Consider the following 25,767-nt stretch of genomic DNA (forward strand, 5'->3'; position numbering starts at 1 on the left):
AATGAATAAAGGCCGTCTGAAAAGGTTTTCAGACGGCCTTTTAATGTCTTCAAGAGGATGGATTTTAGGCTTAACCGAAAAAGCCCATTTTGACTTGAATGAGTTTTTCCAACTCCGGCAGGACGCGGCGGCGTGAGACGAAGAAGATAATGTGGTCGCCGTCTTGGAGGATGATTTCGGTGTGGTGTCCCATGATGACCTCGCCGGTTGCGCCGCGGACGATGGCGGCGATGTAGCAGTCGCTCGGCCATTTGATGCCGCTGATGCGGCGGCCGACGATGGCGGAAGTGTTTTTGTCGCCATGTACCACCACTTCGATGGCTTCGGCCGTGCCGCGGCGCAGGGGGTGGACGGCAACGATGTCGCCACGGCGGATGTGGGCGAGGATGGAGCCGATGGTAATCAGATGGGGGGAAACGACAATATCGATTTTGTTGCCTTCGAGCAAATCGACGTAGCTTGAGCGGTTGACGATGGTAATCACGCGTTTGGCGCCAAGGTTTTTTGCCAACAGGCTGGACATGATGTTGTTTTCGTCGTCGTTGGTCAGCGCGCAGAAGACGTCGATTTCGTCGATGTATTCTTCATCCAGTAGGGTTTCGTCGGTGGCGGAACCTTGCAAGACGAGGGTGTTGTCCAGATTTTCGGCCAGCCATTCGGCGCGGTGGGGTTTGTATTCGATGATTTTGATGTCGTATTTGGATTCGAGCTGCTTGGCGAGGCGGTAGCCGATGTTGCCGCCGCCGGCAATCATGATGCGGCGGGTGCGCGCTTCTTTCGGACGCAATTCGCGCATGATGGCTTCCACGCTGTTGATGTCGGCGGCAAACAGGACTTCATCGCCTTCAATGATGACGGTTTGCGGGGTGGGGACGATCAGTCGGTTGTTGCGGTAGATGGCGCAGATTTGGCAGTCCACGCCTTCGAGCAGGTGTTGGTTGATGTCGGCAATTTCACGGCCGATCAGCAAACCGCCTTTGCGGGCTTGAACAATCACCATGCGCACTTTATCGTTGGCGAAACTGAGTACCTGCAATGAGCTGGTGTAGTTGAGCAGGCCGACGAGTTGTTCGGTAACCAGTTGTTCGGGGCTGATGGTTTCGGTAATGCCGAAGATGTTGAGGCTGCCTTCTTCGGGGTTGTCGCTGCCGTCAACCGGATATTCGAGGTATTCGCTTGAGCGCACGCGTGCGATGCGGCTGGGGATGTTAAATAGGTCGGCGGCGATTTTGGAGGCGACAATGTTGGTTTCGTCGCTGCGGGTCAGGGCAAGCAGGAGGTCGGAGTCTGCCGCGCCTGCCTGTTCGAGGGTAAAGGGCGATGCGCCGTTGCCGACGATGGTTTGGACATCGAGGCGGCTGCTGATGCGGTTGAGCGCTTTTTCGTCGATGTCGATGATGGTAACGTCGTTGCTGGGAACGGAGGCGAGGTTTTGGGCGACGGTCGAGCCGACTTGGCCGCTGCCGAGAATGAGTATTTTCACGGTAATCGAGTGTGTTCGGTAAAAGTGAAATTGTAACAAAAGGCCGTCTGAAATTGGAGTTTCAGACGGCCTGATTTTTCAATCGGCTAAAGGATTACCAATAGCCCAAGGCTTTCCACCACAAGATGCCGACAGTGCTGAAAATCAGGATTTCGACCACGCTCATGATGAAGCCGGCTTTCCACCACTCGGTCATGTTGACGTAGTTTGAGCCGTAAATGACAGGGGCGGAACCGGTGGCGTAGTGAGTCAGCGACATCATGATGCCGGTAGCGGCTGCCATAATCAGGGCAAACAGCATCGGTGGCGCGCCCAAGGCCAAGCCTGCGCCGTAGAATGCGCCGAACATGGCGGTAACGTGTGCCGTACCGCTGGCGAAAACGTAGTGGGCGTAGAGGTAGGCCAACATCAACAGGGCGCAACCGGCTTCCCAACCCAAACCCATGTGGGCGATACCGCTTTGCATGGAGTCGGACAACCAGCTGATGAGGCCCAGTTTGTTGAGGAAGTTTGCCATCATGACCAAGGCCGCAAACCAGACAATGGTGTCCCAAGCGCTTTTTTCTTTCAGCGCGTCGTCCCAAGTCAGTACGCCGGTCAACAGGCACAGGCTCAAGCCGAGGAAGGTAGTGGCGGTAGCGTCCACTTTCACGCCGAACAGCATTTCAGGAATACCCGCCCACAACAGCAGCAGAACTAAGAAAATACCCAGCATGATTTTTTCTTCACGCTTCATCGGTCCCATGGCAGCCAAATGCTCTTTTGCCAATGCAGTGGCGTTAGGGGTTTGTTTGATTTCAGGCGGATACAGGAAATACAGCACCAGCGGCATCAGCAGCATAGCAATCAGGCCGGGTACGACCATTGCCAAGAACCAAGTACCCCAAGAGAGTTGGATTTGCGAATTGGTGGCTTTGGCAACCAATTCGACCACCAGCGGATTAGGTGCGGTGGCAGTGATAAAAATCAGACAGGTAATTACATTGGAGTGGAAGTTGACCAGTGAAAGGTATTTACCGATTTTGCCTTCCGTCCCTTTTTCTGGGTCGGAGTCGAAGCTTAAGGCAATGGATTTCATAATCGGATGCACAATCGCACCGCCGCGTGCGGTATTACTCGGCGTTACCGGACCGATGACCAAGTCGGCCAGCGCCAAGCTGTAACCAACGCCCAGCGTGCGTTTGCCGAAGAGGGAAATCAAAAGGTAGCCGATACGCATACCCAAGCCGGTTTTCAACAGGCCGCGTGAAATGATGATGGCGATACCGATCATCCAGATGAGCGAGTTGTTGAGGCTGCTCAAAGCGTCTTTGGTTGCATCGGCGGCTTTTTCGTTGGTCACGCCGGTCAGTGCAACCAAGGTAATGCCCAAAATCGCCATTGCGCCGATAGGCATGGCTTTGCCGATGATGCCGGCGATGATGCCGACGAACAATGCCAAAAGATGCCATGCGTCAGGCGATACGCCTTGGGGAACGGGGATAACGAACCAGATAAGCAGCGTCAGCACAAGTGCGACCGCAGCAGGAATTGGCTTGAAGCCCATGTTGAATCTCCTAATTTGAGGATTAAAGAATTGGGAAATCGGTTTTCAGACGGCCTGAGTGTTGCTTAAGGCCGTCTGAACGTATTTTGGTAGGTTCGGAAGGTATTTTTCTTAATGGGTTTCTTTTCTATCTTGGAAAGAAGAGAAAGGGGGGCGGGTATCGTTTTTCAGACGGCCTTTACAGTAACAGGCCGTCTGAAAACAATACCGATTTACTCCTGTTCTGCCGGCAGGCCGTACTCTTCGGGGAAGGTACGCAGCGAGCTTTGCAGCACGGTTACTGCGCCGTCAATCAAACCGCAACGGCCGCTTCGGGGCAGCAGTTGGCACAGGCTTTGCAAGGCGCGCAGGTCGTCGGGAGTGCCGATGCCGGTGTCCACGCGGTTGAGCAGGCGGGAAAGTTGGAACGTGCCACCTTTGCACGGCGGGCACTGTCCGCATGAGTTGGCAGCAAAAAACTCCACATATTCAGATACTTTACGCACCACACTCGTGCCTTCGGAAATCACAATCATCGCACCCGTACCGAGGCTGGATTTGCGTTCGCGTACGGAAACGAAGTCCAATGGCACATCCAAATCTTTGGCGGTCAGAAGCGTGTTTGACGGGCCGCCGGTAAAGACGGCTTTAAACGTGCGGCCTTCAAGCATACCGCCGCCGTGATCGAAAATCAGTGATTTCAGCGTTGTACCCATCGGCAGCTCGTACAGGCCAGGATTCAATACGTCGCCGGAGAGCGAGTAGAGTTTCGTACCTGTGGCATCACCCAAACCCAGTGATTTGTACCATTCCGCGCCTTTGGCAAGGATTTGCGGAATATTGGCGAAGGTTTCGGTGTTGTTGATTAGGGTCGGTTCACCGTTGACACCGCTTTCGGCAGGGAAAGGCGGTTTGCGGCGAGGGAAGGGGAAACCGCCTTCCAACCATGAAATGACAGCGGTTTCTTCACCGCCGATATAACGGCCTGAAGTTTCAACCAGCTGCAAATCCAAAGGTTTGCCCAAGTAGTTTTCAATGCGGATAAACAAATCGCTGTTTTTCCATTGCTCGATGGCCGGTGTGATGGAAGCGATGGATTCGGTTTGATGCGGGTTGATATACAAAATCGCTTTGTTGGCGCTGCAGGCAACAGCGGCAATCAGGACGCCTTCGATAACTTGGTGCGGCGTTTTCGCCAGCAAAACGCGGTCTTTAAATGTGCCCGGTTCGTCTTCGTTGGCATTGCAGACGACGTATTTGTCGCCATTTTTGCTTTGGGCGGCAACGGCAGCCTCCCATTTGCGCCAGGTCGGGAAACCTGCACCGCCCATACCGCAAAGATTGGCTTCTTGCAGTTTGGAAACAATGCTTTGAGGATCGGCAAGCGCCGCCAACAGGCCTTCGCCGCCGCCAACTTTACGCCATGCGGCTAAATCTGCGCCGACTTGGCGGGAAGGGTGCAGTAAGTTTTGATTGGCTTGATTCATGATTGTTGCTCCTGCAAACAGGCGTGTTCGCGCAAATCGAATTTGCCGTAGTCGGGATATAAAACGGGGGCTTTGATGTCGCTGGTCAGACCGGCGCGGGTCATTTCGCGTTGCAGATCGTGGACGTGGCCGACACCGCCGCGCACTTTTTTCAGCGGCAGGCCGCAATTTGCCGCGGCTTTACCGGCACGGCGGCCGAAGCTGATGATGTCCAAAAGTGCATTGCCCATCAGGCGGTTGCGGCCGTGGATGCCGCCGGTTACTTCGCCGGCGCAATAGAGGCCTTCGACGCAGGTCGCGCCGTCGCCGTTGATTTCGACACCGCCGTTTTGATAGTGAAGGGTTGGATGAATCATCATCGGCTCAACAGCAGGGTCGATACCGCATTTGTGGGCAACGTGGCCGAGTGTTACCAAACGGTTCAATACATCGGGGTCGTTGGCAATCAGGCGCGGGGTGTCGAGGAACACGCCGACTTGACCGTCGCGCACCACGCCGCGGCCTTCGCGGCACTCGCGCAGGATGGCGGCGGCAACGACGTCGCGCGGCTGCAATTCGTCAACGAAACGTTCGCCCAAGCCGTTGACCAGTTTGGTGCCTGCAGAGCGGACGGCTTCAGAAATCAGCGCGCCTGCCAAGTGTGGCGGATGGGCGACGCCGGTCGGGTGGTATTGGAAAGAGTCGACATCGCGCAGTTTCGCGCCGATGCGGTAAGCCATTACCAGGCCGTCTGCAGTCGCGCCATAGTGGTTGGATGTGGCGAAACCTTGCAGGTGCAGACGTCCGCTGCCGCCGGTTGCTAAGACCACGGCTTTGGCGTGAACCAATACCAAGGAGCGTTTTTCCAAATCGTACAAAATCGCGCCGACGCAGCGGCCGTGTTCGTCTGATAATAATTCGATGGCGGGGTGGCGGTTGAGCTGGGTGATATTTTCGTCGAGTTCGACCGCCTCGCGCAGTACGCGCATCATTTCGAGGCCGGTAAAGTCGCGGTAGCTCAAAATACGCGGTACGGTTGTACCGCCTGCACGTTTGCGGCTCAACATGCCGTTGCTGTCCGCGCCTTTGGCAAGGTCAAAAGTCATGCCCAAGCCAATCAGCCAACGGATGGCGGACGGCGCATCGGTAACCATTTGTGCCACCAATTCTTTTTTGCCTGCGTTGTGGCCGCCTTTGATGGTGTCGTCAAAGTGTTGCTGCAAACTGTCTTCCGCGCCGACTGCCGCCTGAATGCCGCCTTCGGCCATCACGGTATTGCTGTCGCCGATACGCAGCTTGTTCGCCATAATCACGCGCGCGCCTGCTTCAGTCGCGGATAATGCTGCCGCCGCACCTGCACCGCCGCCGCCGATCACCAAGACGTCGGTGTTCAGGTGTTCTGCACCCGACAAATCATAGTCGTCAATCAGAGGCTGACTGATTAAGAGTTTGGCCAGGTCAGGGTGGCAGTAATCTCCTTGGTTCGGGCCGATAGGCAGTTTCACACGCGCATCGGCCTGATAGTCAGGGTGAAACTGGCTCAGCAATTCGTTTTTTTCAGGTAAATCGCCACGCAGTTCCAATGAGGACGCACGCAGATTGGCAAGGGCGGTTTCGTAGTCTATGCCTTGAATTTTGTTAGCCATCACAGTGCCTCCTCTTCAAATTCGACTTTCATTTTGCCGCTGTCGATTTCGCGCAGGCGGCGCATCAAATCCACCGGACGCAATGTACGCGCCGCTTTCATGCGGCGGGCGAACAGGCCCAAGTGGTTCGGACGGATGTGTTCTGGGCAGGAGAGGGTGCAGAGGTTGCACATCACGCATTGGTCGAAGGTCAGCGCAGCCGCGCCGAAATCGCCGGAAACTACCTGCGCTACGCCGTTTTCCACTTGCAAACCTTTAGGACAGGCGCGGTTGCAACCACCGCAATGACGGCAGTTTTGCGCTTCGGGGAAGGCTTTGGCGGTATCGTCCAACCAGTTCCAGCCGTCGCCAATCTCGCTCACGTCGTAATATTGGATATGCTCAGGAATAAAGTAGTCCAAGAAGCTAACCTGCATGCCTTCCTCGACTTTGGTCTCGCATGCCAGTGCAGTCGTTACTTCGCGCTCGCCTTCTTTACGAATCATGCAGCGGCAGGAACCGCATACGCCTTGACCCATGCAGCCGACGTTGGCAGTAATTGCATTGCCCGAACGTGCATAGGCTTGGATGATTGACGAATCGGCGGAAGCTTTGACTTCGTGGCCGTCTATGGTCAGGGTTAACAAATTTTCACTCATGATTTGTTCCTGTGAAATTGGAAGTTGGAATAGTGGATAATTTGGTTAATTGTATTTTTATTACATTTATTGCGTATGAGGAAAATATCCAAGTGATTTACTCGGAAATTCTTTTAAAATCAATGTTTATCTATATAAGGCGAAGTGTATCAGAATTTGTTGGATTTGATGATAGGGAGGGATTAGCCTTACTTAAGGAAAAGATTGTAAACAAAATATGCCTATTATTTAGACAAATTAATTATTTATATTTGATTTTAAAGGTAAAAGAAAATTACCTTTTTAGTATATTTGCAAAAATAATCTAATATTTGCTAGTAGAAATCATTATTATATATTAGAAATTAATATATAACCTGTTGTATAGATTGGATAATATCTAATTTTGTAAACAAACGAAAAGGCTGTTATAAAATTTCAGAAAATTAAATAAGTTTGACATTCGTCAAGAAGGTTGAGGGAGGGAATGACATAAATTTTACAATTGTGTATCGTATTAAAAAATAAAATGGCCGTCTGAAATGGGGATGGTTCTCTTTTAAATACAGGCTACTAAATTTTTTACTCAGATGTGTAGGGCAAATATTTCAGACGGCCTAGCAATAAGGTTATCGTTTAAAAATAATGTAGTTTTATTTCTATGTGAGCGAATGGCCAGTAGATATAGGTTATCAATAACCAAGTGATTTAATATGTTATTAAATTCTATTTAAATCAATAAGGTATGAAAATGATATTGTCTGGATTATTCATTTGAAAGCACTATTACACTATTGAAGGCCGTCTGAAAAATCGGTCTCTTAAAAAATAAACAAACCCTTCCTACCATGACTCCCGAAAAGGAACACAATCATGACCGTCATCAAGCAAGAAGACTTTATCCAAAGTATTTTCGACGCTTTCCAATTCATCAGCTACTACCATCCTAAAGACTACATTCAGGCTTTGTACAAGGCTTACCAAAAAGAAGAGAACCCTGCCGCCAAAGATGCAATGGCGCAGATTTTGGTCAATAGCCGTATGTGTGCCGAAGGCCATCGTCCGATTTGTCAGGATACCGGTATTGCGACCGTATTCTTGAAAGTGGGCATGGATGTACAGTGGGATGCCGAGATGAGCGTACAGGAAATGGTCAACGAAGGCGTACGCCGCGCATATACCTATCCTGACAACAAACTGCGCGCCTCCGTATTGGCCGACCCGGCAGGCAAACGTCAAAATACCAAAGACAACACCCCTGCCGTTGTACACATGGAAATCGTGAAAGGCGACAAAGTCGAGGTTACTTGCGCGGCCAAAGGCGGCGGTTCTGAAAACAAAACCAAAGTGGCCATGCTCAACCCATCAGACAGTATCGTTGATTGGGTATTGAAAACCGTTCCTCAAATGGGTGCAGGCTGGTGTCCTCCGGGTATTTTGGGTATCGGCATCGGTGGTACGCCTGAAAAAGCAGTGTTGATGGCCAAAGAAAGCCTGATGAGCCATATCGATATTCAGGAGCTCAAAGAAAAAGCCGATTCCGGTGCAGAATTGTCTACCACCGAAGCCCTGCGCTTGGAACTCTACAAAAAAGTAAATGCCTTGGGCATTGGCGCACAAGGCTTGGGCGGTTTGAGCACCGTGCTGGATGTCAAAATCCTTGACTACCCAACCCACGCGGCTTCCAAGCCGATTGCCATGATTCCAAACTGCGCGGCAACCCGCCACATCGAATTTGAATTGGATGGCTCAGGTCCGGCCAAACTGGAAGCCCCATCTTTGGAAGACTGGCCGGATCTGACTTACAGCCCTGACAACGGCAAACGTGTCGATGTCAACAATTTGACCAAAGAAGAAGTGGCTACATGGAAAACCGGCGACGTATTGTTGCTGAACGGTAAAATCCTGACCGGCCGCGATGCCGCGCACAAACGTCTGGTTGACATGCTCAATAAAGGCGAAGAGTTGCCGGTGGATTTCACCAACAAACTGATTTACTACGTCGGCCCGGTTGATCCAGTCCGCGATGAAGTTGTTGGCCCAGCCGGTCCGACTACTTCCACCCGTATGGATAAATTTACCCGCCAAATGCTGGAACAAACCGGCCTTTTGGGTATGATCGGTAAATCCGAACGCGGCGCAGCGACTTGCCAAGCCATTGCCGATAACAAAGCCGTTTACCTGATGGCTGTTGGCGGAGCGGCATATCTGGTGGCCAAAGCCATTAAAGCATCTAAAGTCTTGGCGTTCCCAGAATTGGGTATGGAAGCGATTTACGAATTTGAAGTCAAAGACATGCCTGTGACCGTTGCAGTAGATAGCAACGGCGAATCGGTTCACGCCATTGCGCCAAAACAATGGCAGGCCAAAATCGGTATTATTCCGGTTGAAGCTTGATATTTGACTGAATAATCAAAGGCCGTCTGAACGATTTCAGACGGCCTTTTTTGTGTATAAATAATTCAAATATTTTCAAACGAGTAAATTTCCCTTCCTAAAAAACACTTGTCAAAATCAGTATTTGAAACTAAAATTCATAGCTTATCGAGTCGGAGTGTGGCGCAGTCTGGTAGCGCACTTGCATGGGGTGCAAGGGGTCGAAGGTTCGAATCCTTTCACTCCGACCAAAAGATTTAAGGACTTAACCTATTTTTCCGGTTAAGTCCTTTTTGTTTTTACTCTTCAAGTCTCATTATAGATTGCTCACTTAGGTATAGACTATTAGGCTGAAAAAAATCTTGCAACCTTGTGGGGCAGTATGATGATTTTGTGTAGCAAAGGCCGTCTGAAAATAACGAAAAACCTGCTTAAAAAAGCAGGTTTTGTTGTTTCTAAAGCAGGTCTATTCGGCACTATTTTTTAGCGTGTCTTTATAAGTATAAAGATACGATGCGCCGACAAAGGATGCGCCACCGACGACATTGCCCAGGAATACGGGAATCATGTTGAAGAAAAACTGCCCCCATGTGATGTTTGCACCTGCCAAAATGCCGGCCGGGATAACGAACATATTGGCGACAAGGTGTTGGAAGCCGTTTAATACGAAAATCATGACAGGGAACCAAATGGCCAGCATTCGTCCGGTTGTGTTTTTAGCGGCAAAGTGCAGCCACGCGCCCATGCAGACCATCCAGTTACATGCGACTGCCGATACGAAAGCACGGCCGAAATCCATATGGACTTTTGCTTCCGCCACAGCAATGGTTTTTTCTGCCACGCTGCTTTCGGTCATGCCGACATAGTGTCCGAGAAAAAACGCCATCGCCAGCGTGCCTACCAAATTGCCAATGCAGACGATAACCCAGTTTCGCAGCAGCATTTTAGAGGAAATCCGTCCGGCCAACCTGCCTAAAGACATAATCATCATGTTGCTGGTTACCAGCTCGCCGCCGCCAAGCAGGATACAAATCAAGGCAATTGGGAATACGGCGGCGCCAAGCAAAGTTGCAACGCCGCCCCATTCGTGCGGAATGCCGCTGACTACTTTTAAATAGGCAAGATAACCGAAGCCGATGTATCCGCCGGCCAAAATGCTCAAAATTGCCAGTGTGGGGATGCTGGATTGTGCTTTGGCGCAGCTTTTGTCGAGAACAACCTGTAAAATTTCCTGTGGGTATAAATCGCGCGAAGCCATGATGTTCCTTAAAGTGGGTTGAGGAGGAAACGTTGTTTTAAAGGTGGTACAAACTGTCGCGGTAGAGTGGTGTTATAGGGAGCCGGTGTACGGTCTTTATCTTATCAATCAGTCTGAATTAAACCTAAAAAACAGATACTTCGCCTTGTTTTAGCTCAAAAGAAATATTATTACATTTTGTCCCCATATTAAAAAAGGCCGTCTGAACATTGAAATTTCAGACGGCCTGGTTTTGATTTCTTAAACTGACAAATGAGCCAGCTTTGCATTGCCTTCGCGTGGAATAGGGCGCGGATTACCTTGTGCATCGATGGCGACGTAAGTGAATACAGCTTCAGTAACCAGTTGGCGGTCTTCCGTTACCATATCGTTCATCAAAGTCTTCACCCACACTTCGATTTTCAGTTGCAAAGAAGTATTGCCGACGCGTACGCAATGACCATAGCAGCATACGACGTTGCCGACCTTTACCGGTCTGATGAAATTCATTTCTTGAACAGCCACGGTTACAATTCGTCCCTGTGCGATTTCTGCCGCCAAAATACCGCCGCCCAAATCCATTTGCGACATAATCCAGCCACCGAAGATGTCCTGATTAGGGTTGGTATCGCGCGGCATGGCTACCGTACGCAATAAAAGTTGTCCTTCGGGGGCGGCATGGGTTTGTTTGTTGTCAGTCATAAAAAAATCCTGTCAAAAAGTGGTATTTTACGCCATTTGTGGCGTTAAACCTATGTAGGCCGTCTGAAAAATCAGCAGGTAAAGTGTTACAATTAAATATATTTATCAGACAAAGGAGAAAGCTCATGCATCCGATTCAAGAACCACGAAATAGCGGCCTTTTACGCGTATCCGACATTCACGAAATCTACTGGGAAGAGTCAGGCAATCCTGATGGACACCCCGTGATTTTCCTGCATGGCGGCCCCGGAGCAGGCGCATCACCTGCTTGCCGAGGCTTTTTCAATCCAGAACATTTCCGCATCGTCATCATCGACCAACGCGGCTGCGGACGCTCCAAACCGTATGCCTGTATCGAAGACAACACCACATGGGATTTGGTTGCCGATATTGAAAAAGTACGCGAAATGCTCGGCATTCAAAAATGGCTGGTTTTCGGCGGCTCATGGGGCAGCACCTTGTCGCTGACTTATGCCGAAACCCATCCCGATCGCGTCAGCGGCTTAGTTTTGCGCGGTATTTTCCTGTGCAGGCCGTCTGAAATGGCATGGCTGAACGAAGCAGGTGGCGTCAGCCAAATTTATCCGGCTCAATGGCAAAAATTCATTGCTCCCGTAGCCGAAAACAAACGCCAAACCCTAATTAAAGCCTACCATGAAATGCTGTTCAGCGAAGATGAAGCCACGCGCCTCAAAGCAGCTAAATCATGGGCAGACTGGGAAAGCTACCTTATTCAGTTTGAACCCAAAGACGTGGATGAAGACCCGCAAGCCTCCCTTGCCATCGCAAGAATGGAAAACCATTATTTCGTGAACGAAGGCTGGCTGCAGGGCGATAAAGCCATCTTGTCAAATATCGATAAAATCCGCCATATCCCAAACATCATCGTCCAAGGCCGCTACGACCTGTGCACTCCGATGCAAAGCGCATGGGAACTCTCACAAGCCTTCCCAGAAGCAGAATTGAGAATTGTCCAGGCAGGCCACTCTTCTTTTGATCCCTCGCTTTCTGAAGCATTAGTGAAAGCAGTAGAGGATATTAGAAGTAAGTTATAAAGGGTAATCAATAACAATGCCGTCTGAAAAAGTTTCAGACGGCATTTTTCTATTTACATATTAAATTTGATAGCATATTATCATTGCATTTGTATCAATTTGAATTTTTTAGAATTTCAATATGAAACCCCTCATTTACTACGCCCATTCCGCCCAAGACAAACTCGGCAATCTCTTGCCTTACAAACATTGGCAAACCTTGCAAAGCCATTTGGTCAATGTTGGGGAAATAGCGGCGGAGTTTGCTCGGGTATTCGGGGCGCAGGAAATTGCCTACCAGACGGGACAACTTCACGATTTAGGGAAATATTCAGAACTCTTTAATCAGCGATTGCATGGTGGCCCATCAGTCGATCATGCTACTGCCGGAGCCAAAGTTGCCATCGAGCGTTGGGGAAATGTTATCGGCAAGCTGATGGCGTTTTGCATTGCGGGGCATCATGCCGGGCTGGCAAATGGAAATGGCGAAGGCGATAACCGCCGCACGTTAAAACAGCGTTTGGCGTTGCAGTTCGGCGCAGATATTCCCACCCTCGATAACGTGTGGCAACAAGAAATCAAACTCCCTCAAAACCTGTCCGCACCGCCACTCAAAGCCGACGCGCATCATCCTTATTTCTCCTACGCTTTTTTCACCCGAATGCTCTATTCCTGCTTGGTGGATGCTGATTATCTCGATACCGAAGCCTTTTATTTAAACCTAGAAAACAACGCCGTCGAGCGCGGCGGCTATCCCGATTTAAATGCCTTACAACACAATTTCAATCAATTCATCAACAATTTCAGACGACGTATCGCCCAAGCGCCAGAGCAAACCGAAGCCGAAAAACGCAATGCCGTCTTAAACCGCCTGCGCAGCGAAATTCTCGATTATGCCGTAGAACAAGCGGCACAACCGCAAGGGCTGTTCACGCTCACTGTGCCGACCGGCGGCGGTAAAACTTTCACTTCCATGGCCTTTGCGTTGGAACACGCCAAACGGCACGGTATGCGGCGCGTGATTTACGTCATCCCGTTCACCAGCATCATCGAACAAAATGCCGCAGAATTCCGCAAAGCCTTTGGCGAATTGGGCGAACAAGCCGTGTTGGAGCACCACAGCACCTTCAACGATGACAAACTGCAAGACGAAGCCACTAAAGACAAATTACGCCTAGCTTCAGAAAACTGGGATGTGCCGATTGTCGTAACCACCGCCGTGCAATTCTTCGAATCCCTCTTTGCCGACCGCTCCTCGCGCTGCCGCAAGCTGCACAACATTGCAGGCTCCGTCATCATTCTCGACGAAGCGCAAATGCTGCCGCTCAATCTTTTGCTGCCCATCATGCAAGCCATTAAAGAATTGGCGCAAAACTACCGCTGCAGCGTCGTCATGTGCACCGCCACCCAGCCAGCCGTGCAAGCCGAAAACGGCTTCTATCGCGGCTTTGAAAATGTGCGCGAAATAGCCCCAAAACCGACCGCACTTTTCGACAAACTGCGCCGCACCACCGTGCATCACATCGGCACACAAACCGACGCCGACTTGCTTGCCAAACTTGGTGAACACCCGCAAATGCTCGTCATCGTCAATAACCGCCGCCACGCCCGTAGCTTGTACGACCAAGCCAAACACCTTGACGGCATGTTCCATCTGACCACCTTAATGTGTGCCAAACACCGCAGCCAAAAACTCGATGAGATTCGAGGTCGTCTGAAAAATGGCGAACCCTGCCGCGTCATCGCCACCTCTTTAATCGAAGCCGGTGTTGATGTGGATTTTCCGCTGGTGATGCGCGCCGAAGCAGGCTTAGACAGCGTTGCGCAAGCTGCAGGACGCTGCAATCGAGAAGGTAAAAGGCCGTCTGAAAACAGCTTTGTCTGGATATTCGCGCCCGAAGAACAATGGAAAGCCCCGCCTGAACTTGCCACACAAGCCGCCGTTATGCGCCTGACCGCCGACAGCTTTTCAGACGACCTATTATCCACCCAAGCCGTCGCCGCCTATTTCGCCGAGCTTTATCAATTAAAAGGCAGTGAACTGGACAATAAAAAAATCCTGAAAATGCACAACGACACAGGGCAAAGCCTTGATTTCCCATTCCAAACCATCGCCGACAAATTCCGCATGATTGAAAGCCATATGCAGCCGCTGATTATTCCGTTTGATGGTGAGGCCGAAAACCTCATCAGCAGCCTGCACCATGCCGGCCACATTGGCGGACTGCTACGCAAACTGCAACCCTACACCGTCCAAATCCCCGAAAGCGCCCTCGCCGCTTTATATAAAGCAGGGCGTATCGAACCGATTAACGAGAAAAACTTCGGCAAACAGTTTTATACGCTGATTGGGCTGGATTTGTATGATGAAGTGGCGGGGGTTTCTTGGGGGGGTACGGGGTTTTTGAAGGGGGAGAGTTTGGTGTTTTAAAGAAAATTATTTTGATTAATTGAGAAGATAATTACATAGGAATTCAGAATGGCTAAAGATATTACACAACTTGATGACTATACAAAATTAAAAAAACTTGCTTCTGCCCTTTGGCAACAAAATAACTCTTATCATGGTGCAGCTATTATGATAGGTGCTGGTTTTAGTAGAAGCGCTGCGACAACAGGAGATAGCAATAAAAAGCTTCCACTTTGGTTTAACTTTTCTGAACTATTAACTAAAGAATTGAGTTCAAATAGCTCAGATCCATTACGACTAGCTGAAGAATACAATGCATATTTCGGTAAACAAGCATTACATGATTTAATCAAAAAGGAAATTAATGATTCAGCCTGGATACCGGGGGAACTACATAAATCCTTACTAGAATTACCATGGTCAGAGGTTTTGACTACAAACTGGGATACTTTGCTTGAACGTGCTTCAGAAGAAATTCATCAGCCTGTATATAGTATTGTTTCAAAACAGGAAGATCTTTCAAGTGCAAGATCACCTCGTATCGTGAAATTGCATGGCACTATCGATGTAAGTAAAGATTTGATTTTTACTCAGGAAGATTACCGTAAATATCCGCAACAATATGCAGCATTTGTGAACTTTGCTCGGCAAGTATTTATTGAAAATGAACTATGTCTAATTGGGTTCTCTGGAGATGACCCAAATTTCTTACAGTGGGCTGGTTGGGTTAGAGATCATTTAACTAGCCATTCTAGACGGATTTACCTCGTTGGAGCTTTAGGATTAAATTCTTCAAAACGGAAATATTTAGAGTCGCTCAATATCGCACCCATAGATTTATATAGTTTGGTTAAAGATTATGATGACGCGGATATGCGTCATTTTAAGGCCACAGAAATATTTTTTCAGACCTTGCAGGAACTAAAACCTAAGAATACATGGGAATGGGAGCCAAGTCAGCTACATCGAACAGAAATGACAGAAGAAGAGCTAAATAGGCGTTATCAAGATCATGAGCATGCAGCTCATCTCCTTGAAAGGCAATTAGTTCCTTTGGAAAAGGATAGATTGTCTTACCCTGAGTGGTTGGTATGTCCAAATTTATTGAGATTTACCTTGCATATGCAGTTAACAGATCCTTGGCCTAATCCTGATAATTTGTCAAGAATGAATAAAGATTCAAGAGCTAAGCTGCTTTATGAAATTGCTTGGCATTATAAAGTAACTTTTGAAATTCTTCCAAATTGGTTGGTAAATGAACTGCTAACAGTATGTGATCTTGATAAACCTTGTTGTTTAACAAAGAAACAACAATTAGATATTGCGCTTCTTTTATTGAAAAATACACATTGGATGGAACAGTCAGAAAGTAAAGATATTATTCTAATAACAAGACGTATATTGGAAAAAGGAAAAGAATATTGGACAGAGATTGATAACGAATTGTCCTATTATTCTGCTATTTTAGCTCGGGATTCATTTGATTATCCAGCTTTAGAGAAATATGCAGAAGAAATTACTACCAATGATCCAATTTGGAAGTTGAAAAAAGCTTCTTTATTTGCAGAGCTTGGAAATTTTGAAGAAGGTAAACACTTAATAAGTGAAGCATATAGTGATTTACTTAAGCAGTATAGAAACAATCATGGTTCTATTTATTTGCTCTCTCGCTTAGCTTGGGCATACTGGTTAGCTAGAGGTGTTAACTTGAGTGAACTGGAAGAGAAAATTAGAATTTTCTCTTTTGATTATAAAGAATCTAAATGTGATCCTTGGGATTACATAGAATACATGCAGGAAAAAATTACCAAAAAATTAGCAAAGCAACAAGAACAAGAGATTGAGCCTTTATTTGAACCAGGGCATTACAAAGATAACTCCAATACTGTAACTTGGAGTAATGAATTACACCCGCTACTTCTACTTGAAGGTATATCTAATACTGTTGGACTACCATTACGTTGGCAACATACAAATTTTCTTGTCGATTCAGCCGCAAAAATTGCTGAATTAACTGAAATTGATAATATCCAACGTTTCTCTCTTGCTATTAGAGCCGCCAGTAGTGAGACATCTAATGTCTTAAAAAGAGTATTTTCTAGAATTAAAATTGCGTGTTTATCTCAGGATGAGGCTAATTTTTTAATAGAAAAAACTATATCTTTAATTGAATATTGGTCTAAAAAGAGAGAGACTCAATCGAGTATAAGCGGTATTACAAACTATGCAATTGATCGCTTACGTGTTTTTATTGAAGTTTTAGCTAGAATTTCTGTAAGAGCAACATCTGAACAAGCTAAACAAATATTTCGCTTAGCAGTATCTTTAGGGCAGAATAATAAACTTCAACACTTATGGCTATTTGATTCAATTAAAGACTTAATTGAATTTTCTCTTAAAAGTATTCCTGACGCTGAACAACATGAGGTGTTGCTTGATGCATTATCTTATCCACTTGAAACAGAAATTCAAAAAAATGAATATGGTAAGTGGGCTAATCCTGTTATAGATAATCCGGGGGAGCGTAAGCAAAATATTTTTATTGATAAACGTATTAATGAAATTATAGATACTATAGAAAGAAACTCTTCTAAAAATGCTCCAGCATTATTAAGATTATTACCATTAATAAAGAGTAAATTCCTTACCGAAAAAGAATGCAGACAAATTGCATTAAATATATGGGGGGATAATCCTGATTATAAAAATATACCTGAAACTGGATTGCTTAATTACGTTCTACTTGAATTGCCAAACATGGATTCTTTGTCTGTAAAAACATTAGTTAGAGAATACTTATTTGAACAGAAAGAAGAAAACTTGTTTAAATTGGATTTTTTAATGGATGTTGCTAATGCAGCACTTGGAAAAAATGTTAAGGAATTGCCAAGTGAAGAACGAGCTCTTGATTATTTTGAAAAATTAACTTCTTGGAGATTGCCTCAAAAAGATAATAACGAAATAGGTTTTTCTAAAAATATAAATTCTAAAACGGCTGAATTAATTAGTGAAGTATTAGCGCGTTCTATTGTTCCTGCATTATCAAAAGAAGCATTAACTGAAGAAAATTTCCAGAAGTTGTGTGATATGCATATAGCACTTGATAAACCGGAAATTCTGATGGCGTATCCATATTTTGCTGCATCAGATGAAATGTTTGTCGGTAGAGTTGAAGGTTTTATAAAGAAAGGTTTTCAATCTACAGGATCTAATAAATTAGCGTATGCCTCTTATGCTCTTCTTACTTGGAGGAAGCTCCAAGATTCACCAGTTATAAACAAATTAATTAAGCGATTGATTTATATAATTGGTTCAAATCAAAAACAAGGATTAGCAGCACTTCTTTGGACGGCTAATCAAATGTATAAAAAAGAATATCTTTCAAACGAAGATATTGAATCGCTAAGTGAAATTCTTCCTGTTATTTTTGATAGTACGAGTTACGAGAGAACTCCGCCATATAATCAAGAATCTGTAAGTATTTCACTTGTTCGTGCTGCTTGCGTTAGATTGGCTAGAGATATTTTAAATAAAGAACAAAATAATGATATAGAGCTAAAAAGAATATTGGAAATGGCAAAGAATGATCCACTTCCAGAAGTAAGATTTGCAGAAATTACAGATATATAAAAATATCATTCAAAGTGCGGTCATTTTCGCTAACGTTTTCAAAACGTCGTCTGAAACCGAACTTCCCAACCAAAAGGAGAACCAAATGAACCAAATCCGCCTACACGTTTGGGGCGATTATGCCTGTTTTACCCGTCCGGAGATGAAGGTGGAGCGGGTGTCTTATGATGTCATCACGCCGTCGGCGGCGCGCGGGATTTTGGCGGCGGTGCATTGGAAGCCGGCGATTCGGTGGGTGATTGACCGGATTTATGTGTTGAAGCCGATTCGGTTTGAGTCGGTGCGGCGCAATGAGTTGGGTGGCAAGATCTCGGCGGGCAAGGTCGGCGGTGCGATGAAGCGCAAGAGCGTTGCCGATTTATATATGCTGATTGAAGACGACCGCCAGCAGCGCGCGGCGACGGTGCTTAAAGACGTGGCTTATGTGATTGAAGCCCATGCGGTGCTGACGGCAAAAGCGGGGGTGGATGAGACCGTTACCAAGCATATCGAGATGTTCAAACGCCGTGCGAAAAAGGGGCAATGCTTTCAGCAGCCTTGTTTGGGCGTGCGTGAATTTCCTGCCGATTTTGCATTGATTGATGAAGGTGAGCCGCTGCCGCTGTCGGCGTTATCGGAAAGCGAGGCAAACCGCGATTTGGGTTGGATGCTGCACGATATTGATTTTGACCACGGCAACACGCCGCATTTTTTCCGCGCACAAATGAAAGACGGCGTGATTGATGTACCGCCGTTTTACGCCGAGGAGGTGAAAGCATGATTCTTGCCTCCCTTGCCCGCTATTACCGCCGTTTGGCAGCAGAAAACGATGAAATGGGTAACCCGAAAGTGCCGCCTTATGGCTTTAGCGAGGAGAAAATCAGCTGGATTTTGGTGTTGGATAAAGAAGGTCGTCTGAAAACTGCCGTGCCGAATCTGACCGCCGATAAAAAGCCGCAGCCGAAGCTGATGAGTGTACCACGCCCTGAAAAACGCACGTCGGGTATCAAACCGAATTTTTTGTGGGATAAAACCGCCTACGCGCTTGGCGTGGAAGCCAATAAAAACAAAGCCGAGGCCAAAGAAAAACCGTTTACGTCGTCTAAAAAAACTTTTGACGCCTTTAAGCAATACCATCTCGATTTACTGCAAAACAGCGACGATGAAGGCTTACAAGGCTTGTGCCGTTTTTTGCAAAACTGGCAGCCTGCACATTTTACTGCCGAAAATCTGCCTATTGAAATACTCGATGCTAACATCGCATTTTCTCTTGAAAAACCGACCGCACTTATTCATAAACGCGAAGCCGCGCAAAGCTTGTGGGCAGGCTACCTGAAAAGCGACGAAGCGCTCGAAGGCTTATGCCTGATTAGCGGCGACACCGCGCCGATTGCACGGCTGCATCCGGCGATTAAAGGCGTGTTTGGCGGACAAAGCTCCGGCGGTTCGATTATTTCGTTCAATAAAGAAGCCTTTGCCTCTTTTGGTAAAGAGCAAGGCGCAAATGCGCCTGTTTCTGAACAATCCGCCTTTGCCTACACCACCGCACTGAACTATCTGTTGCGCCGCGAAAATAATCACTGTCTGACCATCGGCGATGCCAGCACGGTCTTTTGGGCGGAAGCGGACGATAGCGCTACGGCGCAGGCTGCCGAAGGTTTCTTCGCGCAAGTGTTCACGCCGCCGGATGATGAACAAGAAAGCGCCAAAGTTTTCAACGTATTGGAACAAATCGGCAAAGGTCGTCCGCTGCAAGAAATTGCGCCCGAACTCTCTCCCAATACCCGTTTTTATATCTTAGGGCTTGCCCCCAACGCCGCGCGGATTTCTGTTCGGTTTTGGCTGGATACCACTTTTGGGCAGCTGGCGGAAAATTTGGCGCAGCATTGGCAAGATTTAGCCCTTGAGCCTTGCGCGTGGAAAACACCGCCGTCTATTTGGCGACTCTTATTGCAAACTGCCGTGCTGGGCAAAAGCGAAAATATCTCGCCCGTATTGGCAGGTGAAATGACCCGCGCCGTGATTTGCGGTACACCGTATCCCTTAAGTTTGCTGTCGCAATTGATTACCCGAATTCGCGCCGACGGAGATGTAAACGGACTGCGCGTGGCAATGATTAAAGCTGTATTGCAGCGGCGTTTTAGAAAAGATTTTATCGAAGAAGGAGTTCCTATGAGTTTGAACAATGAAAGCCCGAATCGCGCCTATCTTTTAGGGCGGCTGTTTGCCGTGTTGGAGCGCATCCAATATCAGGCGCTGGGCGAATTAAACGCAGGCATTGCCGACCGCTATTACGGTTCTGCATCCGCCGTGCCGTTTTCGGTTTTTCCGCGCCTTTTGTCGGGTGCAAAACACCATTTGTCGCGCTTGCGTAAAGACAAAGCCGGCATGGCGGTGAATTTGGATAAAGATTTGGGCGAAATCATTGCCAAACTGCCCGAAACCTTTCCGCGCCATCTAAGCATTGACGAGCAAGGCCGCTTTGCCATCGGCTATTACCATCAAAAACAAAGCTATTTTGCTAAAAAAGAAACCGCTGAAACCATTGAAAACTAAGGAGCCAGAAAATGTCTGCCATTCAAAACCGCTATGAATTTGTTTACTTTTTTGACGTAACCAACGGCAACCCCAACGGCGACCCCGATGCGGGCAATATGCCGCGTCTTGACCCTGAATCCAGCAAAGGCTTGGTAACCGATGTCTGCCTGAAACGCAAAATCCGTAATTTTGTGGAAATCAGCAGCGAAAACGAAGCCGGTTACGAAATCTACGTCAAAGAAAAAAGCGTGTTAAACCTGCAAAACAAACGCGCTTATGAAGCGCTTGGTATTGAATCTGAAGCCAAAAAACTGCCAAAAGACGAAGCCAAAGCCCGCGACATCACCGCTTGGATGTGTAAAAACTTCTTTGACATCCGCACCTTCGGCGCCGTGATGACCACCGAAGTCAATAGCGGGCAAGTGCGCGGCCCGGTACAACTGGCGTTTGCCCAATCCATTGATCCGATTGTGCCGCTGGAAGTTTCCATCACCCGCATGGCAGTAACCAACGAAAAAGACTTGGAAAAAGAACGCACCATGGGGCGCAAATACATCGTTCCTTACGCGCTCTACCGCGTGCACGGTTTTATCTCCGCCAACCTTGCCGCCAAAACCGGCTTTTCAGACGACGATTTAGCCAAACTCTGGCAAGCCCTGCAACTGATGTTTGAACACGACCGATCCGCCGCCTGTGGCGAAATGGCGGCGCGCAAACTGATTGTCTTCAAACACGACAGCACACTCGGCAGCCAGCCTGCACATAAATTGTTTGACGCCGTGAAAGTTGAACGCGTAAACGGCGAATCAGGTACGCCCGCAAGCGGTTTTGGCGATTACAAAATCAGCGTGGTTTCAGACGGCCTCAATGGCGTGAGTGTGGAAGAGTTGCTGTAAAAACACTTAAAAAGATGACTGCACTTTTAACCGAAACCCAAGGGAAAAATCAGGACACGCGCCTGATTTCCCTTTCCGCCCTGCAACACTACGCCTTCTGCCCGCGTCAATGTGCGTTGATCCATAACGAGCAGGCGTGGGCGGAGAATTATTTGACCGCGCAGGGCAAGGCGCTGCATGAGCGAGTGGATTCGGGCGAGCCGGAAACGCGCAAGGGCGTACGCTTTGAGCGGACGGTGCATGTGTCGGCGGAGAAACTGGGCATCAGCGGCGTGTTGGATTTGGTGGAAGTGGACACGAAAACAGGCAGCCTGAAACCCGTGGAATATAAACGCGGTAAGCCCAAATCCGACCCGATGGATGAAATCCAGCTTTGTGCCCAAGGCTTGTGCTTGGAAGAAATGACGGGGCAAACCGTCAGCGAAGGCGCGCTGTGGTATATGCAAACCCGCCACCGCGTCCCCGTCGTATTTTCAGACGACCTACGCGCTCAAACACGCGCTACCATCGCCGCCGTGCGCGAACTCCTAAACAGCGGTCAAACCCCGCCACCCGATTACGGCAAACGCTGCAAAGCCTGCTCGCTGGTGGAGATTTGCCAACCGGAGTTGCTGGGGAAACGGGATAGGAGTGTGGGGTATGTGGTGGGGTTGTTTAAGTTAGATATTTAGCTACAAAAATCAAAAAATGTTATTATTTTAACCTTTAAATTAAAAGGAAATTATCATGTCTCTTGATGTTTTTAAACCAGAAAACTTAAGTATTGAACAAGTATTTGGTAATGCAGATTCATTTTACCAAATGCCTGAATATCAAAGACCTTATTCTTGGGATAAGGAGAGGGTGGAGCAATTATGGTTTGATCTTGTTGAAGCCTATAAAAATTATATAGAAGATTCCACCGTTGATTCAAATTATTTCTTGGGATCTTTGGTAGTGGTTAAAAATGGGCAAGGTTATGATGTCATTGATGGCCAGCAAAGGATGACAACATTAACTATTTTATTTTGTGTATTAAGAGATTTAGATAAATTAAATTTACCTGATACAAGAATGAATAAAGTTAAACATAGTATTAAAGACTTACTTGGTGGAAAGGAGCGATTAAAGCTAACTACTCAATTGAATAACCAAGCTCTTTTTGAAACTACTGTTATTAATAAAATTAATTTTCAGGCAAGTAAGGCAAAAATTGAGGAAAATCGTTTTTTACAAACAGCTTTTTACTTCAAGAGCCTTATAGAAGAGTCTCAGAATCCTAGTTCCCATTATTATATTAATGATTTATCTGGGTTTATTAAATATATATTTGAACAAACAACATTAATTCGTGTAGTTTGTTATGACGAGAGTTTCGCAATTAAATTATTTACTGTTTTAAATGATAGAGGACTGGACTTGGCTTCTTCGGATATCATCAAAGCATATTTATTGCAAAAACTTAGTGAAGATAAGCGCTCATCTTTTGTTGAGGTCTGGAAGCGAGTAGAAACTATTTGCAAACAAGCTGGTGAATCATTACAAATGGTTTTAAGTTTATATCTTTATTACTTAAAATCAGGAAATCCCAAGAAAAATTTGCATGAAGAATTAAAATTAGAATTAAAGAATAAAGAACCAATAGAAACTATTCTATTCATTGAGGAATTTGCGAAAAATTTGAGTGAAATAAATGATGATTATCAAGATAAAGATATTTCAAAGTTGAGATACCTTCCTCAATCAATATATTGGAAAACTATTCTTTTAGCTGCGAAACAAACAAATTATCAATTTTATAATGAGTTAAAAAACCTATTAGTTAGGTATTATTATCAAAGCTGGATAGCAGATGGAACATCTAATCGTATCAAACAAACATCTTTTAATATATTAAAAATGGTAAAGGATGGAAAAGATATTCTAGATATTAAAAAAGAAATCATAAGTAATTTGAATATTTATGAAAATTATCTAATATCTTTAGATAGGAGTAATATTTATAGTTTCAAATGGCACAAACCATTATTATTAGCAATTGAATACCATCAACAGGATAAATACCAATTTATTGAAATAAATAGAGACTTACATACTGAGCATATTTTACCAAAAGAATGGAAAAATGATGATCTTAATTGGAAGGATATTTTTTCAGATATTGATGTAAAAAAATATTTAAATAGCTTGGGTAATTTAACATTATTGTCAGGTAAAAAAAATATTCGGGCGAGTAATCGCAATTACACAAATAAAAAAGAAATTTACAATGGAAAGGGCTTAGATGGAAAGTCATCTTTTGAAATTACTAAGAAGATTATGGAAGATGCCCCAAACGAGTGGAATGTGGCAGAAATAATTAAAAGAAAGGATTGGTTAATTAATCAAGCTAAGGAAATTTTTGATATTAAAAAGTAATATTAGTTGGATTCTAGTATTCTTCCTTCCTAACACAACCTACCCGCTGTTTTTAGGTAGCTTGCACGATCTGTGTGAATCGGATACTTAATTCGACAATGTTCCGAATAGATGTAATTTGAAATGATTGCTGAGGTTGGTAATGTCGAACTCGAGAATTCGACCTACTGTCTTTCAGGTAGCCCAACCATAGCCACAAAAAGCACGATCAAACCCTAAGGAGTTCCCCATGCGCAAACTGCAAAACACGCTCTACATCACCACCCAAGGCAGTTATTTGCATAAAGAGCGGGAAACGCTGGTGGTGGAGCAGGAGCGTAAGAAGGTGGCGCAGTTGCCGGTGCATTCCATCGGGCATATTTTCTGTTTTGGTAATGTGCTGGTATCGCCGTTTTTGCTGGGGTTTTGCGGCGAAAATAATGTGAATTTGGCGTTTTTTACCGAAAACGGACGTTTCTTGGGGCGGCTTCAGGGGCGGCAGAGCGGCAATGTGCTGCTGCGTCGGGCGCAGTATCGGGTGTCGGAGCAAAATCCCGTGCCGATTGCGCGCAATATCATTGCGGCGAAGATTCAGGCGAGTAAACGGGTGCTTCAGCGGCAGATTCGCAATTACGGCGAGAATGCGGCGATTCAAAGTGCGGTTGATTCTTTGAATATTTCGCTGCGGCAGTTGAAGGGCGCGGCGGAACTGGACGTGATACGCGGCATTGAAGGCGATGCGGCAGCGCGTTATTTCGGTGTATTCGGGCAGCTTTTGAGCGAAAAAAGCGGCTTTACTTTTGACGGGCGCAACCGCCGTCCGCCTAGAGACGGGGTGAATGCGCTGTTGTCGTTTGTGTACAGCATTCTGGGAAAGGACATCAGCGGCGCGCTGCAAGGCGTGGGACTGGACCCACAGGTAGGCTTTCTGCACGCCGACCGGCCGGGGCGCGACAGTTTGGCGCAGGATATTTTGGAAGAATTCCGCGCATGGTGGGCAGATAGGCTGGTGTTGTCGCTGATTAACCGCGGGCAAATCAAACCGCAGGATTTCGTTACCGAGGCAAGCGGCGCAGTGAGCTTGAAAGCGGAGGCGCGTAAGCTCTTGTTCCAAGCCTTGCAGGCGAAAAAACAGGAGAAAATCGTTCATCCGTTTTTGGGCGAAGAAGTGGAAATCGGACTGCTGCCGTATATTCAGGCAATGCTGTTGGCGCGGCACTTGCGCGGGGATTTGGCGGAATATCCGCCGTTTTTGATGAGATAGGTTTGCAGGTCGTCTGAAAACGGGCCGGATGTTTTCAGATGACCTTTAAAGCAGCCTGCACATGGAAATACAAAATGCTGATGCTGATTACTTATGATATTTCGCTGGAAGACGCGGAAGGACCGGCAAGGCTGCGGCGCGTGGCGAAATTATGTTTGGACTACGGCGTGCGCGTGCAATATTCGGTATTCGAATGCGACATCGCACCCGATCAGTGGGTTGTTTTAAAAGACAAACTTTTGAAAACCTACAATCCCGAAACCGACAGCCTGCGCTTTTACCATCTGGGCAGCAAATGGCGGCGGAAAGTAGAACATCACGGCGCGAAACCGTCGGTGGATGTGTTTAAGGATACGTTGATTGTGTGAATCGCCAACCTACGGTTCTCATGAAAATGCGGCAGGGGTGGCGAATTAGGATTGTTCTTTAACAATCAGGATATTGCGAATGCAGGTGTAACGGAAAAGGCTGTGTTATACTTGCGTTCGCGCTTTTCTTGGGAGCCTAGCGAAATCGGGGCTGCGAAACCTGATGGAGCAAGGCTTTTGAGAGAGGCTCAGCCGCCTTCAGGCGGCTGTGTGTTGAAAC

The 25,767-nt window shown here is 46.9% G+C and carries 18 protein-coding genes and 1 tRNA gene; 12 read left to right on the plus strand and 7 right to left on the minus strand.

The window, feature by feature from the left end:
• Nucleotides 1-70: 70 nt before the first annotated feature.
• From trkA to HMPREF2596_RS03765, 5 genes are all read right to left on the minus strand, one after another.
• Nucleotides 71-1,483 carry a Trk system potassium transporter TrkA gene (trkA, locus tag HMPREF2596_RS03745; RefSeq protein ID WP_070849712.1) on the minus strand — a complete coding sequence of 471 codons (1,413 nt, stop codon included), beginning with the start codon at nucleotides 1,481-1,483 and terminating at the stop codon, nucleotides 71-73.
• 94 nt (nucleotides 1,484-1,577) lie between these two features.
• The gene (locus HMPREF2596_RS03750; RefSeq protein ID WP_036491426.1) at nucleotides 1,578-3,029 is read right to left on the minus strand and encodes a DASS family sodium-coupled anion symporter; all 1,452 of its coding nucleotides are present in this window, start codon (nucleotides 3,027-3,029) and stop codon (nucleotides 1,578-1,580) included.
• A 212-nt stretch (nucleotides 3,030-3,241) separates the two neighbouring features.
• Nucleotides 3,242-4,495 carry a complex I 51 kDa subunit family protein gene (locus HMPREF2596_RS03755; RefSeq protein ID WP_070849714.1) on the minus strand — a complete coding sequence of 418 codons (1,254 nt, stop codon included), beginning with the start codon at nucleotides 4,493-4,495 and terminating at the stop codon, nucleotides 3,242-3,244.
• Complete coding sequence (locus HMPREF2596_RS03760; RefSeq protein WP_070849716.1) at nucleotides 4,492-6,120, minus strand: FAD-binding protein; 1,629 nt, start codon at nucleotides 6,118-6,120, stop codon at nucleotides 4,492-4,494. The genes HMPREF2596_RS03755 and HMPREF2596_RS03760 overlap by 4 nt, the downstream gene beginning before the upstream one ends.
• Nucleotides 6,120-6,758: a 2Fe-2S iron-sulfur cluster-binding protein gene (locus tag HMPREF2596_RS03765; RefSeq protein WP_003746216.1), complete on the minus strand. Its 639-nt coding sequence runs from the start codon at nucleotides 6,756-6,758 to the stop codon at nucleotides 6,120-6,122. Before HMPREF2596_RS03765 ends, HMPREF2596_RS03760 begins: the two co-directional genes overlap by 1 nt.
• Nucleotides 6,759-7,610: 852 nt before the next feature.
• On the opposite strand from HMPREF2596_RS03765, the gene HMPREF2596_RS03775 reads away from it, so the two are divergent.
• Both HMPREF2596_RS03775 and HMPREF2596_RS03780 read left to right on the plus strand, forming a co-directional pair.
• Nucleotides 7,611-9,134 carry a fumarate hydratase gene (locus HMPREF2596_RS03775; RefSeq protein WP_049323434.1) on the plus strand — a complete coding sequence of 508 codons (1,524 nt, stop codon included), beginning with the start codon at nucleotides 7,611-7,613 and terminating at the stop codon, nucleotides 9,132-9,134.
• 153 nt (nucleotides 9,135-9,287) lie between these two features.
• Nucleotides 9,288-9,364 (plus strand) — tRNA-Pro (locus tag HMPREF2596_RS03780).
• 215 nt (nucleotides 9,365-9,579) lie between these two features.
• Here the strand turns inward: HMPREF2596_RS03780 and HMPREF2596_RS03785 are convergent.
• Both HMPREF2596_RS03785 and yciA read right to left on the minus strand, forming a co-directional pair.
• The gene (locus tag HMPREF2596_RS03785; protein WP_070849719.1) at nucleotides 9,580-10,371 is read right to left on the minus strand and encodes a formate/nitrite transporter family protein; all 792 of its coding nucleotides are present in this window, start codon (nucleotides 10,369-10,371) and stop codon (nucleotides 9,580-9,582) included.
• Nucleotides 10,372-10,611: 240 nt separating this feature from the next.
• Nucleotides 10,612-11,052 (minus strand): acyl-CoA thioester hydrolase YciA, encoded by a 441-nt coding sequence (yciA, locus tag HMPREF2596_RS03790; RefSeq protein ID WP_049359798.1) that lies wholly within the window; start codon nucleotides 11,050-11,052, stop codon nucleotides 10,612-10,614.
• 125 nt (nucleotides 11,053-11,177) lie between these two features.
• On the opposite strand from yciA, the gene pip reads away from it, so the two are divergent.
• From pip to cas2, 10 genes are all read left to right on the plus strand, one after another.
• A complete protein-coding gene (pip, locus tag HMPREF2596_RS03795) occupies nucleotides 11,178-12,107 on the plus strand; it encodes a prolyl aminopeptidase (RefSeq protein ID WP_070849721.1) in 930 nt (309 codons plus the stop codon).
• A 121-nt stretch (nucleotides 12,108-12,228) separates the two neighbouring features.
• On the plus strand, nucleotides 12,229-14,517 hold the full coding sequence (locus tag HMPREF2596_RS03800) for a CRISPR-associated helicase/endonuclease Cas3 (RefSeq protein ID WP_070849723.1): 2,289 nt from the start codon (nucleotides 12,229-12,231) through the stop codon (nucleotides 14,515-14,517).
• Between the two features lie 48 nt (nucleotides 14,518-14,565).
• Nucleotides 14,566-18,126 (plus strand): SIR2 family NAD-dependent protein deacylase, encoded by a 3,561-nt coding sequence (locus tag HMPREF2596_RS03805; protein ID WP_070849725.1) that lies wholly within the window; start codon nucleotides 14,566-14,568, stop codon nucleotides 18,124-18,126.
• 85 nt (nucleotides 18,127-18,211) lie between these two features.
• Nucleotides 18,212-18,886, plus strand: coding sequence for a type I-C CRISPR-associated protein Cas5c (gene cas5c / locus HMPREF2596_RS03810; protein ID WP_070849727.1), 675 nt, complete (start codon nucleotides 18,212-18,214; stop codon nucleotides 18,884-18,886).
• Entirely contained in the window at nucleotides 18,883-20,661 is a 1,779-nt protein-coding gene (cas8c, locus tag HMPREF2596_RS03815) for a type I-C CRISPR-associated protein Cas8c/Csd1 (protein WP_070849729.1), read from the plus strand. Before cas5c ends, cas8c begins: the two co-directional genes overlap by 4 nt.
• A gap of 11 nt (nucleotides 20,662-20,672) precedes the next feature.
• Nucleotides 20,673-21,539: a type I-C CRISPR-associated protein Cas7/Csd2 gene (gene cas7c, locus HMPREF2596_RS03820; RefSeq protein WP_070849731.1), complete on the plus strand. Its 867-nt coding sequence runs from the start codon at nucleotides 20,673-20,675 to the stop codon at nucleotides 21,537-21,539.
• Between the two features lie 14 nt (nucleotides 21,540-21,553).
• The gene (cas4, locus tag HMPREF2596_RS03825; protein ID WP_070849733.1) at nucleotides 21,554-22,210 is read left to right on the plus strand and encodes a CRISPR-associated protein Cas4; all 657 of its coding nucleotides are present in this window, start codon (nucleotides 21,554-21,556) and stop codon (nucleotides 22,208-22,210) included.
• A 55-nt stretch (nucleotides 22,211-22,265) separates the two neighbouring features.
• Entirely contained in the window at nucleotides 22,266-23,936 is a 1,671-nt protein-coding gene (locus HMPREF2596_RS03830; RefSeq protein ID WP_070849735.1) for a DUF262 domain-containing protein, read from the plus strand.
• 229 nt (nucleotides 23,937-24,165) lie between these two features.
• On the plus strand, nucleotides 24,166-25,179 hold the full coding sequence (cas1c, locus tag HMPREF2596_RS03835) for a type I-C CRISPR-associated endonuclease Cas1c (protein ID WP_070849737.1): 1,014 nt from the start codon (nucleotides 24,166-24,168) through the stop codon (nucleotides 25,177-25,179).
• Nucleotides 25,180-25,253: 74 nt separating this feature from the next.
• Entirely contained in the window at nucleotides 25,254-25,547 is a 294-nt protein-coding gene (gene cas2, locus HMPREF2596_RS03840; protein WP_070814513.1) for a CRISPR-associated endonuclease Cas2, read from the plus strand.
• The last annotated feature ends 220 nt before the right edge of the window (nucleotides 25,548-25,767 follow it).

Source organism: Neisseria sp. HMSC078C12 (genome assembly GCF_001838065.1).
In the GTDB taxonomy this organism is placed as follows: domain Bacteria; phylum Pseudomonadota; class Gammaproteobacteria; order Burkholderiales; family Neisseriaceae; genus Neisseria.